Annotated in this window: 14 protein-coding genes; all 14 read right to left on the reverse strand. The window is 40.7% G+C overall.

Annotated elements, in window-relative coordinates:
- Positions 1-485: 485 nt before the first annotated feature.
- A complete protein-coding gene (locus tag MUN88_RS21070; protein WP_244719065.1) occupies positions 486-1,931 on the reverse strand; it encodes a PH domain-containing protein in 1,446 nt (481 codons plus the stop codon).
- Positions 1,921-2,403, reverse strand: coding sequence for a PH domain-containing protein (locus tag MUN88_RS21075; protein ID WP_244719067.1), 483 nt, complete (start codon positions 2,401-2,403; stop codon positions 1,921-1,923). The genes MUN88_RS21070 and MUN88_RS21075 overlap by 11 nt, the downstream gene beginning before the upstream one ends.
- Positions 2,404-2,417: 14 nt before the next feature.
- Positions 2,418-3,044, reverse strand: coding sequence for an ABC transporter ATP-binding protein (locus tag MUN88_RS21080; protein ID WP_244719069.1), 627 nt, complete (start codon positions 3,042-3,044; stop codon positions 2,418-2,420).
- Between the two features lie 3 nt (positions 3,045-3,047).
- Positions 3,048-3,797, reverse strand: a complete 750-nt coding sequence (locus tag MUN88_RS21085; RefSeq protein ID WP_244719072.1) for an ATP-binding cassette domain-containing protein — start codon at positions 3,795-3,797, stop codon at positions 3,048-3,050.
- Complete coding sequence (locus MUN88_RS21090) at positions 3,775-4,584, reverse strand: ABC transporter permease (protein WP_244719075.1); 810 nt, start codon at positions 4,582-4,584, stop codon at positions 3,775-3,777. The genes MUN88_RS21085 and MUN88_RS21090 overlap by 23 nt, the downstream gene beginning before the upstream one ends.
- Positions 4,581-5,561, reverse strand: a complete 981-nt coding sequence (locus MUN88_RS21095; protein WP_244719078.1) for an ABC transporter permease — start codon at positions 5,559-5,561, stop codon at positions 4,581-4,583. Before MUN88_RS21095 ends, MUN88_RS21090 begins: the two co-directional genes overlap by 4 nt.
- Before the next feature lie 18 nt (positions 5,562-5,579).
- The gene (locus MUN88_RS21100) at positions 5,580-7,190 is read right to left on the reverse strand and encodes an ABC transporter substrate-binding protein (RefSeq protein WP_244719081.1); all 1,611 of its coding nucleotides are present in this window, start codon (positions 7,188-7,190) and stop codon (positions 5,580-5,582) included.
- A 443-nt stretch (positions 7,191-7,633) separates the two neighbouring features.
- Positions 7,634-8,380, reverse strand: a complete 747-nt coding sequence (larB, locus tag MUN88_RS21105) for a nickel pincer cofactor biosynthesis protein LarB (RefSeq protein WP_244719084.1) — start codon at positions 8,378-8,380, stop codon at positions 7,634-7,636.
- A 107-nt stretch (positions 8,381-8,487) separates the two neighbouring features.
- A complete protein-coding gene (locus MUN88_RS21110; protein WP_244719087.1) occupies positions 8,488-9,951 on the reverse strand; it encodes a gluconokinase in 1,464 nt (487 codons plus the stop codon).
- Between the two features lie 60 nt (positions 9,952-10,011).
- Positions 10,012-10,812 (reverse strand): ATP-dependent sacrificial sulfur transferase LarE, encoded by an 801-nt coding sequence (larE, locus tag MUN88_RS21115; RefSeq protein WP_244719089.1) that lies wholly within the window; start codon positions 10,810-10,812, stop codon positions 10,012-10,014.
- A 36-nt stretch (positions 10,813-10,848) separates the two neighbouring features.
- Positions 10,849-11,619 (reverse strand): SDR family oxidoreductase, encoded by a 771-nt coding sequence (locus MUN88_RS21120; protein WP_244719091.1) that lies wholly within the window; start codon positions 11,617-11,619, stop codon positions 10,849-10,851.
- Positions 11,620-11,640: 21 nt separating this feature from the next.
- Positions 11,641-12,909 carry a nickel pincer cofactor-dependent isomerase, group 22 gene (locus tag MUN88_RS21125; RefSeq protein ID WP_244719093.1) on the reverse strand — a complete coding sequence of 423 codons (1,269 nt, stop codon included), beginning with the start codon at positions 12,907-12,909 and terminating at the stop codon, positions 11,641-11,643.
- Between the two features lie 34 nt (positions 12,910-12,943).
- Positions 12,944-13,867, reverse strand: coding sequence for an AEC family transporter (locus MUN88_RS21130; RefSeq protein ID WP_244719096.1), 924 nt, complete (start codon positions 13,865-13,867; stop codon positions 12,944-12,946).
- An 823-nt stretch (positions 13,868-14,690) separates the two neighbouring features.
- A complete protein-coding gene (locus MUN88_RS21135) occupies positions 14,691-15,767 on the reverse strand; it encodes a Gfo/Idh/MocA family protein (RefSeq protein ID WP_244719099.1) in 1,077 nt (358 codons plus the stop codon).
- Positions 15,768-15,772 lie beyond the last annotated feature (5 nt).

Here is a 15,772-nt window from a genome sequence, read left to right on the forward strand (position 1 = left end):
ATAAAATAAGATCATCCTTATATATATGCCTAAGTTTTCAAAAAGTTTCTCATAGGAAAGATGTTACACTCAACGAAAAAATTCGTCAATATTTTTATTTTATATAGTGTTGAGAATGGACTGAATGGCTTCTCTTGATCCGAAACTTGCTTGAAAGGTTTCTATAGAGCACAGATTATGTAAAGAGGAACTGTGTTACACTGTGGTTATTTTGATAGGATTTATATGCATAGAAATGCTCCGGAAATATGCACCGCAGGACGCGAAGTGGTTGGCCGAAGCGGTATTATACACTTAAAAAATGCCAAAATGACCTCTACGTTAGACATAATCCGAAGTATGAGAACCCTTCAATCTTCTGCAATTCGCTTATTGACAGTGATTATCTTCTTTGCTTATAAAAGAAAGCCAAACATAATACGAATAATTTCTAGTGAAATATCGTGTTATGTTTGGCTATATTTTGACTGAAATGCTATTGATCTTCATTCTTTTTGATACGAGTACCAATCTGCTAGTAAGTCTAGATCCTGTTCTCGCAATTCTCTTAAAATAAAGTGACGTCCCAAAAATTTATTTAGGATAGCAGTATCCATAGTAGCGAGCTTTTGCTTGCGATGCAGAATATGCTGTTTCCTTTGAAAGCTTTGTAATTTTTTATGCTGGATGAGTATCGTGTCCTTGCTAGTGTTACGTTTTTTTACCATTAGTTGTTCGCCTTTTATTTTATATGCTGTGGAACGGAATTGGAGATATCCTAGTAAGCAAGCGGCGACCGTAATAATAAGTGGAATCCAGGCATACTCAAAGAAAAGCACAGCGACCGTAATTGTCGCAAGCAACGGGAAGATAGCCGCGCGGAACAAATAGTAAGGTAACGCCTTTTTTGGCAATTTAGTCATATTATCTGGCTGATAGCTATATTCCGGTAATAGTTCCTCTAAGAAAGCAGCTACTTGTTTTTTTCGAATTAAAGGAAAAATTAATGTATGCATTTCTTGATTTTGTCCTATTTCCCCACTGGCGATCTCTACATACATAATGGCGAAACCGAGTGGCTGTCTTATGACCGATTCTTTAATTCCTACAGCCTGAATCCTCTTTAACGGAATGGTTGATTGTTTTTTCTCTAACAATCCTCTCGTAATAAATAATTCTTTCTCATATCTTGTAATGGTGAAATTCCAATATTGAATTAACGTTTGTAAAATGCCAAAGCACCATAAAATGAGAAACGTTAGTATTCCAAATGCAATCAGTACTTGCATCGCTTGAGAAACTACCCAATCTGTGACTTGGTTGTAGAAGCGATCAGGTATAAGGCTTTCTAAATCAGAAAACACTAAACCAAAGAGACCAAGAATAATACCAAAACTGGCTGAAGTTGATCCAGCAATGAGTAATTGTTTCACGGAGACTTTTCGTTGTGGATACTGTTTTGACACAGCGGCTTCTTGTTGTTCTGACTCTTCATTAACTGGTTCACTTTGTTTGTTATATTTAAGCTGTTGGTGTAATAATTGACCCTCTTCCATCGTTACAGCTGACAATGCAGCATCAATACGTTGATCACTACCTGCCGTTTCGATTTGTACCTTAGTTAAACCGAAAATTCGATGAATAATATTCTGGGATAAATCAATCGATTGTATCCGATGTTTCGAAATGGTCCGTTTCTTACGAATAAAAATGCCTTGTTCAATTCGTATTTGGTCTTCTTCTAATTGGTACGTATAGCGATACCAAGCTAAAACACTAAACACGATAAACAAAACAAGTAAAATCGCTGCTCCTAACAGAACATACAGCCACTCACCATTCCCAACAGTTACAATAGCTATTGGTAAGAGACCAACAATTGACTGACGGATTCCTTGAAATAAATTAAAGATCATCCCGGCAGGATGTAGTCGTTTCGGTTCATACATCATCTTGTTCCACCCTCGCCAATTCGGAGATCTGATCGCGCAAATCAGCCGCATCTTCTTCAAGCAATGCTGGAATTTCGTGAGTAGTAGCAGCAGTGGATATTTCCAATGTTGATAAACCGTACTTTTTCAAGATTGGACCTTGCTGGGTATCAACATGCTGGACACGGATCATTGGTACCACCGTTCTCGTGACGATTAAAATGCCATGCTGTATGTAAATTTCTTGATCATAAATCTGATAGCGCCACCTTCTCCAACGAAGCTTTGGAATAAAAAATGCAGTAACACCCCATTCCAACAACGTAACTACTGTAAGTATCATCCCAATCCAATAAGGGATGAAATCAACATAGTACGCGAGAATAAACGCAGCAATTGTTACTAATAAAGGAATAATAGCAAATAAATGCGCGGACAATTGCCATGCATTAATAGCACTTTCGTTAATCCGTTCTTCTGGTTCTCTTCTCATTAAACCTTCCCTCCTTAATATATAGTACGTCCGTCAACAGCTGTTGGTTTCATTAAATCACGAAAATGAAAAACATCGTCACATAGTTTTTCCAATAATAATACGTCATGACTAATGATGATTAAACCTATTTGATGTTGTCTGACATAATGGATCAACCATTTCCAAATATCAGCTTGTGCCACAGGGTCCAGCATTGTCGTAATCTCATCGGCAATAATATAGGAAGGTCTTGTTACCAGGCAACGATAGATACAAATACGTTGCAGCTGTCCACCTGATAATTGAGAAGGGTATCGGTAGAGCCAATCAGTCGGTATATTGCATGCTGCTAACAGTGAGTGGTCCAATTCTCCAGCTTCCTTCACGATTTTGTCGATACGCCACTTCGGATTGACTGCCTGCTCAGGATGCTGCCAGATCAATTGCACCGGACTTGCTTCATGTTTACGATGCTGCCAGTTTATTTCTCCCTTTTCCGCTTGCAAATAACCGCTGACAATTTTAGCGAACGTTGTTTTGCCTAAGCCACTGTCACCACTGAGTCCGATAATATTTCCTTGTTTCATAGTAATGGATACATTTTCAAAAAGCATACGCTGACTAGGTAAGCGATAGCTGATATTTATAACCTTTAGCATATGTTAACTCCTTGTAAAAAGGTTTTGGGGCAGCGATTGCCACATTTTTTTCGTGAATGGGTGTTGCAGTCGCTCCCCTTCACCGGTGAATTTTGCTCGATTGACTATTTCCAATATACGACCATCCTTGAGAACGGCAATTTGCTCTGCTAGTTGTAACGCAGCATCAAAATCATGCGTAATCAATAAAATGGACTTCCCAGCTTGTTGTACTTCCTTAAGTAAAGTAATCATGTCCTGCTTTGCTTTTTGGTCCAAGCCTGGGGTTGGTTCGTCAGCAATAACAACATCAGCTGAACTTCCGATTGCAATAGCAACCAGTACTCTTCTTGCCTGACCACCTGATAATTGAAAAGGATAGCGATCAGCAATTTCTGTATCTAAGCCTAAGCGAATTAATAAGGCAAGCATTTGCTGATGATGATCCCCTTTCTGCATTAATCCTTCTATTTGTTTACCAATTTTCATTAAAGGATCCAGTGCATCAATCGATTGTGGTATAAGAATAATGTTTTTTCCACGATGATTGCTTAAAAAACGTTGACCGCGATAAAAGACATCTCCTTTTTGCTCTAAATTATATGGAAGCATTTGTAATATCGCCTGTGCTAGCAGGCTTTTTCCTGAACCGCTTTCCCCCACTAATGCTAGGATTTCCCCGCTTGTAAGCGACAAATTAATATCCTGTAGCAAATAATGTCGGGACTGTTGATGGAAAATATCTAATTCTTTAATCGTCAATAAGTTGTTCATAACTGCGATCCCTTCCTATATAAGCTTGAAAAGCATGAGCAAATTGTTGGAATAAGACGACCATTACGACAAGAAGCAAACCAGGGAAAAAGACTAACCACCACATGCCATTTGATAAATATTGCATCGCTTCTGATAATATGATACCTATTGCCGGTACTTCAGCAGATAATCCAAATCCTAAAAAGGTAATAGCAGCTTCATGTAATATCGCATGTGGAAATATTAACGTAAATCCTACTATCAATTGCGGTATTAAATGTGGCAGAAAATGATGCCGAGCTCTCCACCAAAACCCTCTGCCAAGATGTTTAGACATCTGCACATATGGCATATCCTTTAATTGCATTAATTCAGCCCTTAACACGCGGGCGGTACCCGTCCAATGCGTGGCCATCAGACCAATAATAATTCCCTTCATTCCACCACCTAATACAAAGGAGATTAATATTAGGGTAACAAGATGCGGCAAACTTAAAAACAAGTCAATTAACCATGCCACTAGCTGATCCAACCGTTGATGCATTGTTGCAATTAAACTAAGCGTTAACCCAAGTAAAGTTGACAACAAAGCGGTTAATAACCCCACGGAAATGCTAAGCTGAATGCCTTTTAGTGTACGCTGCAGCATATCTCTGCCTAACCAATCGGTGCCAAAGAGATGACCTAAACTTGGTGCCTGATTTTTGACAGCTAAATCTATTTGGATTGCATCTGTTCGTAACATAGCAGAAATAAGATACAGCAGAACGAACAGAGAAAGCGGAAGAAACATGTTCTTCTTCATGATATATTCCTCCCTTTTCGCATACGAGGATCTAATACTACATAAAGAAGATCTGCTATCCAATTCCCAACAAAGACAAAGCATGTACTAATCAATACAATCGCTAGAAATAGTGGCACATCTCCTTCTAATCCGGCATCTACAACAGCTTGTCCCAGACCAGGATAACTAAAGACTTGTTCTGCTAATATTGCTCCGCCAAACAATTCACCAAAGGAAGCAAAGTGAACAGAAACTGCAGGTAAGAGCATGTTCCGAATGCCATGCCTTTTCAACAATACAAATCCTTCATACCCATTCGCTCTTGCTTGTGCTATATAAGGAGTTCTGAGTACTTCCCCCAGCTTCTCTCTTGTATGTAAACAAACATTGGCGATGCCGATAATACTTAATGTAATCGCAGGTAAAATCGCATGGTAGATCCGATCTGCGAAGGTAATTTCATCACTGGTCACACCAATCGGCGCACTTAATCCGGTCGGAAAAATACCCAGCCATACTGAGAAAGTTAATAACAGCAACAGTCCTAACCAAAAACCAGGAGTAGAAAGCAGTACTGAACAATATCCCCGGATTAATCGATCGATCCACGTTCCTTTTTTCATAGCCGCCAGCGAGCCTAGTAATAACCCAACGACACCTGAACAAAGCCATGCCATTGTCATTAATAGAATGGAAGAAAGAAACCGGTCAGCAATCACCTCGATTACTGGAATACGGTAGATCAATGATGTACCTAAATCACCAGTCAAAATGCTAGTCAACCATTTTGTATATTGGGTAATTAGCGATTGGTTCAATCCCCAATAAGCTTCAATAGCTGCTCGCTGCTCGGGACTTATTAACAACATGTCCGCGCCGATATAGGCACGAACAGGATCAATTGGCGAAAAATTAACAAGTAAAAAGGTGAGCAGACTGACAACAAACAGCAACGATACGAGTCGAACCATCTTTAATAGAAAATAACGTGCCATTTGTCTTTAACTCCTTCACTAGCCATCTTGTTGTAACTGCCATTCTGTAATAAAATCAGTAATCGGCCAGCCATGTCCATGTGGTTGCACCTTTTGTTCACCAATTTTCAAATTTTCATTGATGTAATATATATGGTTTAGATTTACTAGCCATACCCAAGGAGCATCACCAACAGCGCTTAGTCCGGTACTACCATCCCATTGAGCAAGCTTCCAATATTCATTCGCTTCTTTCTCTGTTTTAGCATTTAATGCCTGGTCTAAATAGTTATCGACTTTCTCATTGTGGTAATAATTTGCATTATAATAGTCGATCCCTTGCATACTAGAGTGATACAACGAATACAATTCAATCGGATTATGACTGCCCCAGCCCATCATAACGGGATTGGAATACATCTGCTTCTCAATTTCATTCCAACTGGCACTTTTTGTTGTTATCTCAATTCCAAAATCGTTCATCTGATCGGCAAATACCAAGGATAAGGATTGTCTCATTTGATCTCCCGACGGATAATAAAGTGTTAAGCTTGCTTTTTGACCATCCTTTTCAAATATACCGTCGTTTTCACGTTTCCAGCCTGCATTTTTCAGGATTTCTTCCGCTTTCACTTGATTGTTATCTTCAATTACTGCTTTGCTGGTTCCCCAAGGTAATCCATCCACACTGGAAAAAGCAACGGTTCCTTCCCCATTCAGTACACCCTCGACTATTTCTTCTCTGTTTACTGCATAATTCATCGCCTGACGGATAGCAAGACTGGATGTTATACCATTCCCAACCTTTTCACCTTCTTCATTTGTCGTAGGTTCAGGGTAGGGAAGCATCACTCCACGATTGTCAACACTTTCAAGCGATATTCGGTTCATCCCGTCAATCGATTGATCAGCAGAGGTAATCGGAACTGATAATACATCGATTTCCCCTGCCTTTGCAGCTGCAATCGCCTGATCCTCTCCCATAAATAAGAAAGTGAGCTGATCGAAAGCAGGCTGCTCACCATAATAATGTGGATTTCTTTCGACAATTAGCTGCTCTCCCTTACGCCATTCCACTATTTTGTATGGACCAGAGCCTACAGGGTTCTCCGCATAATCACTGTCATAAGCATGTTTAGGTACAATACCCAACGTTTGTAGTGTATGTATAAAGGTCGATTGCGGCTCCTTCAAATAAAAAGTTACTTCATAATTACTGTTTTTTTCTACTTTTTCTAAATTAGCAACGTCCACAACCGATTGTGCCTGTTTAGCAGTTTCATAGGTGAAAACCACATCATCTGCTGTTAACGGTTCACCATCTGAAAAAACTGCATCCTTTCGAAGCGTTACTGCCCATTTCTGTCCATCGTCCGACACTTGGTAATCAGTTGCTAAATCGTGAGTTACTTCGAGATCTGCATTTTCGGATAATAGTGTACTTTGAAATAATGGCGATCCATACCTTCCCCATCCGGTAGTAGGATCAAAACCTTGCTCCGGCTCTCCTCCAATCGCTAGTGTAAGCTGATTCGTCTCTCTTGCTTCTGTAGTGTTTGTGGCATCATTTGCAGATGGCTGCGGCTTTTCTGAGCAAGCAGTCAACAATACACCCAAGATGATCACACTGTATATTATTAGCTTTTTCATAAACTGTACTCCTTCATATAAAACTCTTCAACAAGCAATATTGTACCATAATTTGTCTCTATTACGTTTACTAATGTAATGATTTCAACCTCAAATCATCATAAACAAAATACACGATCGATCTTACTAGTTTAAAGCTACCTATAAGACGGATTATGTAAACTGAAACTATTTGGCAATGCAGTCATTCTGATAGATTTTAACTGCTTGGAAAAGCTTCGGAAATATGCTCCTCGTCCTGTGGGGACGCGAAGTGGTTGGCCGGAGCGGCATCCTAGCACTTGAAAAATTTCAAAATAAGCAATTAGCTAGCATTACATAATTCGTATTATAAGAACCAATACTTTTATTCTTTAATTTTTAGCGTGATTCACCTCTGCAATTTGCCTTAACGCGGTTTTTTTGCGTGTAAAAAATGCATCACAAGTTATGTGATGCATTCATTAGATTGAGCGGTTGGCGATCTGATGGATGAGGACGGCATTATAACCGCCTCCGAACCCGTTATCAATGTTCACTACACTAATACCGGACGCACATGAATTCAGCATGGTTAATAAAGCGGACAACCCATGAAAATTTGCACCATACCCAACACTAGTCGGAACTGCGATTATCGGGTGTGCCACTAAGCCGCCAACAACACTTGGCAAAGCTCCCTCCATACCTGCGATCACGACAGAAACCGTAGCTTCCCTGATTTCATCAATATGTGCAAATAAACGATGGATCCCAGCAACCCCTACATCATAGAAACGACGGACTTCGATACCACAAGCTTCAGCAGTTTTGGCTGCCTCTTCAGCAACAGGCAGATCAGAAGTACCGGCACAAACAATAGCAATATAACCATTGAATGTTTGTTCAAATTCATTATTCTTCAAGAACATTGTCCTACTGACCTCGTCGTATTGAAATTCAGGTAAAGCAGCAATAACCGTATCTGCTTTACCTTTTTCCATTCTGGTAATAAAAATATTATCACCTTTCGACAACATTGCCCGGGAAATATCGATAATATGAGAGGCTTCTTTTCCTTCACCAAATATTACTTCCGGAAATCCTTGTCGTTTCTTGCGATGATGATCAACCTTGGCAAATCCGAGGTTTTCAAAAGTTGCGAGCTGTTGCTGTGCTTCTTCTGGTGACAATTGTCCTGCTGCAACCTGCTTCAAAATCTCTTCTAACACATTTATCACATCCAAAGTGAGCTATTTAAATTTTTCATGGCCACTTTTGGTAGTTTTATGGCCACTTCAAATGATTTTATGGCCACTTTCCTGCATTTAATGGCCACTTAGAAATATTTTTCGATATCTTTTGCTAATTGCTGATATTTCGCGAAGATCTCTTGATAGGTTTGATGTTTCTCCATATTAGGCTGAACTACCTGATCAATCGGAATATTTGCTTTAATTTCTTCAAAGGATTCTGCTTTACCTATCGCAACAAGTGCTGTCCAGCTTGCTCCCCACGCTGCACCATGGTGAGTATCAGCTAATTGCACTTCCTGACCGAATACGTCTGCCAATATCTGCACCCATAGTGGTGACTTAGAGAGACCACCGTTAACAGAAATACTTGCCGGAGGGCCAGCTATTTCCTCTAAAGATTGGCCGATCTGATAAATATTAAATACGATGCCTTCTAAAACAGCGCGAACTAATTGCGGTCTGCGATGAGTAACACTTAGACCATAGAAATTACCACGCGCTTTCTGGTTCCAAACAGGTGCCCGTTCTCCATTGACATATGGAACAAAAAGCAAGCCATCTGCCCCAATTGCAACCTCCTCAGCACCTGACAGAAATTCTTCATGGGTACCTTCAAATTCCATCATTTCCTTCAACCACTGTAATGCAATCCCACCATTATTGGTTGGACCACCTATTATGGAGCTGTCCTCCGTAAAAGCATAGCTGAATGTTTCTCCATTATCATTCACGTGTTGACCACGGATAAGCTGGCGAATCGCTCCACTTGTTCCTACAGTCACTGCTACTTCTCCTGCTTTAATTGCACCATTACCTAAATTGGCTAATTGTCCGTCAGCTGCACCAATAACTAATGGAGTACCTTCCGGCCAGCCAAGTTCTTCTGCAATTTCAGGTCGCAATCCATTGACGTGTTCTGTCGGAGCAACAATATCAGACAATTGACTGCGATCGATCCCTGCTAATTGCAATGCCTCTGGTTCCCAATCTAGTGATTTCACATTCATCAATCCGGTAGCTGAAGCCATTGAATAATCGATAATACGTGCTCCGACCCAGTTAAACAACAAATATTCTTTCCACGACATAAAATAACTTGCTCTCGTATAAGGCTCATAGCTGTGTTCTTTCATCCAAACCAGTTTGAACAATGGTGACATCGGATGAATCGGTGTGCCAGTCTTACTGTATATACGCTGTTTAGTCTTCGGATCGAGCTGTTCAACAATTTCACTGCTTCTGCCATCAGACCATATCGACATGTCAGACAATGGGCTGCCGTCCTGATCGACACAAATTAATGAATGCATGGCACACGAAATACCAACAGCCAATACGTGCTGCTGATGAGTGGATGCAAAAATATCAGTAAGTACTTTTTTTGTTCGTTCTTCTATTTCTTCCGGTTTCTGTTCCACAAAATCCGTATCCGGGTAATAGGTTTGGATAAGCTGTTCTGCTTCCGCTTTCACTTTCCCCGTCAGATCAAAGGCTACCGCTTTGACACTAGTCGTTCCAAAATCAAGTCCAATTACTACTTCCTCCATAATGTCCTCCTTGACTACAATACCGAAAAGCTTTGGATCATCTCCAAAGCTTTTCTCCTGTTATGATAAAGCGCTGTTCATACTACCGCTCTTATAACCTACTAAATCCATTGTAACAAATTTATAGCCGTAACTGTGAAGTTTTTCTGTCACGCGTTGATGGTTGGCTAATAGTTTCTGCATATCCTGCGGTTCTACCTCAATTCTAGCAATCTCATCATGTGTGCGAACACGAACCTGTCGAATACCGATCATTTTCAAGAAGGCTTCTGACTTCTCTACTTTTGTTAATTTTGCTTTCGTGATCGTTTCGCCATAGGCAATTCGGGATGACAAGCATGCGAAAGATGGTTTATCCCATGTAGGAAGCTCCATCTCTTTTGACAGATCACGGATTTCCTCTTTATACAGACCCGCTTCCTGCAGCGGACCTCTTACACCCTGCTCTTTCGCTGCACGCATCCCAGGACGGTACTCACTCATATCATCTGCGATTACGCCATAGACGATATTTTGATAGTTTTTTGTTTTCATAATCGGCACGAGATGATCAAACAGGCTGTTTTTGCAAAAGTAACAACGATTTTTATCATTTTCGGTATAGCCTGGTATCGCAAGCTCACTCGTTTCGATTACCTGATGGTTCGCCCCAATAAAGCTTGCTAGTTTCTTCGCTTCTTCTAATTCACTAGTTGGGTATGTTTCGGAATCTGCTGTCACAGCAAGAACGTTATCTTTCCCTAACGTATCAACCGATACCTTCAACAAATAGGTACTGTCAACCCCACCAGAAAAAGCAACCACTACTTTCTTCATTTCTTGGAGAATAGAAACTAGTTTCTGATGTTTCTGCTCGTGCATGTCTTGTCTCCCTCCCTCAAATTGGCTTTTGTTTCATTATATGGTCATACTACCGAAACCGCCATCCACTCGCAGCAGTTCCCCTGTCACGAATCCACTCGCTTTATCAGATGCTAAATATACAGCCGCACCTTGTAATTCTTCCGGTTCACCAAAACGATTCATCGGCGTATGACCCATAATCGAATTAATCCGTTCTTCACTCAAAATTTTGCGGTTTTGCTCGGCCGGGAAGAACCCGGGAATAATTGCATTCACGCGTATATTATGTGGCGCGAATTCACGTGCGAGATATTGGGTTACACTATTGATTGCTGCTTTTGATGCCGAGTAAGTAAACACTTTGGATAGTGGTGTCGTCGAAGATACCGACGAAATATTAATGATGCTTCCACCACGTTGCTGCTCCACCATTTTTTTCGCGAAAATTTGTGTAGCAAATACAATACCTTTTAAATTAACGTCCATGATATTGTCCCATTCTTCCGTCGACAGTTCTAAGTAAGGAGTTGTGCTGTTCATGCCCGGCGCATTCAACAGAATATCCCAGCCGCCTGACCACGTCTCGATTTCTTTAGCTACTTGTTCAACCGTTGACAAATCGCTGACATCTGCTTTGAATGCTTTTGCGTCTCCACCAGTTGCTTCGATTTCCTGGACTACTTCTTCTGCTGTACTTAGATTACGTCCTACGATCGCAACTTTCGCACCTTGTTCTGACAACCCTTTCGCAATTGCAGCTCCTAATGTACTATTTCCACCTAAAGCCACTGCTACTTTTCCTGTTAAATCAAATAATTTACTCATCTGTTCATTCCCCTCTCCTGTTTATAGTAAATCGCCTTCAGCGTTAAATTCCCATTCGAACAAATCAGAACGTTTCTCTAAGCTTTGATGCGTTTCCACATCTGCCAACATATTTTCAGACACTTCTATTTCACCGATCTCCAGCGTATTCTTAATCCGTACCACTCTCGCTTTGGTAAAGTCGAGAATATTACAGGTTTTGATCGCTGCCTGGATTGCTGTTTTTTGATTCGGCATAGCGGTCGAGATATGTGTAGGTCCGACCACGGTTGATGTCAGTCCATTGGCATACGTTGCTTCACGATCCATCTTATCGACTAACCGCTGCGTCGTGAAATCGGCTGTACCTACTCCGTTTGCGTTTCCTTCTGTTTCCTCTGTCAAATCGAGTACCACCATCTTCGTGACCTCTGGTCCTCCATAAGCATATGGCGTCGGGTATCGTCCCGTTATGTTTGGATCCATCCCATCACCACTTATGTTCTTTCCAATCTCATCGATAATCAGAACATCAATCTGATCAAAGAATAATTTTGGTAAAGTTGTTTTGGCTAATTGTTGTAAATCCGGCTCGCGTTCCTCAATTTCTTCCGGTAACAGCACTTCCAATTTAGCCACTTTATCAAACGCATTCTCTACCGTCGCTACCGCAAACAGAATTGGCATTTTATCCAATATAATTTTTGCCATGGCTGGAACGTGCTCTGCCATATGTTTAAATCCTAACTGGTGACAGGCTTCTGCACCTTTTTGTTTTCCTAAACCGATACTGATCATTTTCATTATTCCACTTTCAACCGGTCCTCTGAATGCTGTATGCGGTTTCACTCGATTGATAACAACTATGCCATCTGCTTCTGAAGCAAGTTCATCAACATAGATCGGTAAGCCATTTTCTAGTTGATCAATTTGGATTACTTCCATCGATGAACGAATCTCAGCTCCGACAACCTCTTCTTTTACTCCGAGATGTTCAAGAACTGCCTTTTGACCCGATCCGGTAGCGCCTCCATGGCTTCCCATACATGGCACGATAAACGGCTTTGCGCCTTGTTCTTTTAGAAAATCAATCGTTCCTTTCGTTGTTTCTACGAGACGGTCGAGTCCACGGCTGCCAACTGCTACCGCTACCTCCATCCCTGGTGTTATGTTATTTTCCAATCCTTTCTGATTTAATTGCTGAGATAATACAGCACCTAAATCATCTACCTGTTCATCATTAAAGGACTGTTTTACCTTTGCCATTTTTGGGATCGGAATATGTTCAACAAGTTCATGTAAAATTCCCATCTTTCTCTCTCCTTTGCGTACTTCAGAATTTCGTTTACAGCAAGTTGTTCGCTACATAAATGACTATGGTAACCGTAACCATACTGGCTATGGTTGAAAAAAGCACGGTTTGTGCAGCTAGATCGGGATGGCTTTTGTATTCCTCTGCAATGACAGCACTATTGACGGACGTTGGCATAGCAGACGCGATCAATAATGCTTGTGCGATAACACCGTCTAACCGGAACAACAAAATAATTAAGAAGGCAACGACGGGTCCTCCAATTAATCGAATCGACATACTTGCATAAACTGAATATAAACCTTTTTTAAACTTAAACCTTGCCACCTGGGCGCCTAACGTCATTAAAGCTAAAGCTACCATCGAATCTGCAATATAGTTCGCAGAGACCCAAACAGGATCTGGAATAGGTACATTCCATGCATTTAACGCAACACCTGCAAGCATGGCATATAATACCGGCATTTTGAAATACCCTAAGGCTGCCTTCCATTTACCGTCTTTGGCTGCTCTTAATGAAAAGATACCATAGGAAAACAGGAAGATGTTTTGCAGCGTAAGGACAATAACCTGTATCGACATCGCAAAAGGATCACCACGAAACACAAGATCATTGACAGGTACACCATAATTACCAGAATTAAAGAACATAACACTATTAGCAAAAGTGGTTCGTTTCCCACCTTTAATCGCCATAACTTTGGCTACTACAATGGCTATTGCATATAAAATAACCACTAACAGAACAAAAAAGACGAATACATGTAAAAATAAATCAAAGCTGAATGTCGCCTCATACAAGCGGACGAAAATAAAAGCCGGAACAACAAAATAAATATTTAATTTCGCTAATGTTGCTAAGTCTAGTTGAAATTTAAGGTGTAAAGTAAACCCAATCGCTAACAAAATAAATATAGGTAGGATTACATCTTTGAAGATGACAAGAAACTCTGCCAAATAAAACCACTTCCTCACAAAATAACAACGTTGTTATTCACTATATTATCATACCCATACTAAAAAAGGAATGCTGTTTTTATTTTTTTCTTCCAACTATTGCTTTTTACGCGTAGTGGCCGGGACAAAAGAATGTTAAACAAATTAAAAGCCGAACCTAACATGACATGTCCTTAAACAAGATTCGTGCTACCTTCGGCTCTTATCTTGTTCTGTAAAGGTATACTGTGAAGTAAATTCTACAACAGATCGTGGAAAGCGTGAATCAAATGAATAGGGAAAACTTTTTATTCCAATTTGGTCATTTTGACATTTTTAATGTGCGTAGCAAAGCTCCGGAAATATGCTCCGCGTCCTGTGGGGCACGGATTCAGCTAGGCTACTACTTGAACAATTTCTTTGCTGTCTTGTGCCGAGGAAGCTTACTTAGAAGCATTACTTGCAGGCACAGACTAAGTGACTCTTCAACTCGCTCTGACGCATGCGGAGTCTCCGCATACTTCCTACGCTTAAAGGAAGTTCCTACAACGATTGGAACAGTTAAAAGCAGTAGTTCTAGGCATTATAAATTGCTTAATATAGTATGAACACGCGTTGATACCACTCCATATACTACCTCTTGCATCAATTGTAGAACAAGTACCATAGCTTCAGCCGTGCCCCGCAGGACGCGAAGTGGTTGGCAGGAGCGGTATCCTAGCATATAAACTATGTCAATATGGTCTCAACGCTAATTAACGACAGTATTAATTTAAATCTTAATTGTTCGCTTTCTAGCTTACTCATTTTTATTATATCCTCGCTACTCTCTCAATCCAACGCACTATTTGGTTACATCGATTGCTGCGGCTTGTGCCTTAAGACATAGTTCAGCAGCTTTGAATGCATGCTTTTGTGTCATCGCATTCTCTGTGCGATCAATACAGTCCTTAATTAATTCGCCGAAAAATGGATAACCCACCTTACCATTCAAATCAAAATGCTGCTCTCCTTTTTGATCGACTAAATACAGTTGATTCCCTCCTTTTTCGGTAGCTAAATCAACATATTTACGAATTTCAATCATTCCATCCGTTCCGATAATAAAGGTACGACCATCACCCCAGTTACTTAATCCATCCGGTGTAAACCAATCGACACGGAAAAATTGTGTTGCACCATTATCCCCTTTTAAAGTCGCATCACCATAATCGTCGAGTTCAGGATATTCAGAATGATTATAGTTTCCGATTTTACTATGCAATACTTCTGCATCCTCACAACCTGCGAAGAACAGAAATTGCTCAATCTGATGACTGCCTATATCGCATAAAATCCCGCCATATCGGTCCTTCTGATAAAACCAATCCGGGCGACTAGGCGCATTAAGGCGGTGCGGTCCGAAGCCGGTAATCTGAATAACTTTACCAATAGCACCTTGCTCGATTAACTGACCAGCAAATACAGCACTTTCCACATGAAGACGTTCGCTGAAGTATACCATATACTTTTGTCCTGTTTCTTCAACGACTTTTTTGGTCGCCTCTAGTTGCTCTAAAGTCGTAAATGGTGTTTTGTCTGTAAAATAATCTTTGCCTGCCCGCATCACACGATTACCAAGTGCACTACGCTCAGATGGGATTGCTGCAGCTGTTACTAACTGCACTTCCTTATCTTCTAACACTTGCTCGACAGACTCCGCTTGACGGGCTTGTGGAAATTTCTCCAAAAAGCGGTCCACCTTTTCCTGATCAGGATCATAAACCCATTTCAATGTTGCGCCCGCTTCGACAAGGCCGTTACATTGACCGAAGATGTGACCATGATCCAAGGCAACTGCCGCAATCACAAATTCCCCTTCCTTGACTACTGGATTTGGTTTTCCTTTTGGTGCATAATTCATGCCATCTCCATTACTCATGGTAA

This window comes from Gracilibacillus caseinilyticus (assembly GCF_022919115.1).
Classification (GTDB): domain Bacteria; phylum Bacillota; class Bacilli; order Bacillales; family Amphibacillaceae; genus Gracilibacillus; species Gracilibacillus caseinilyticus.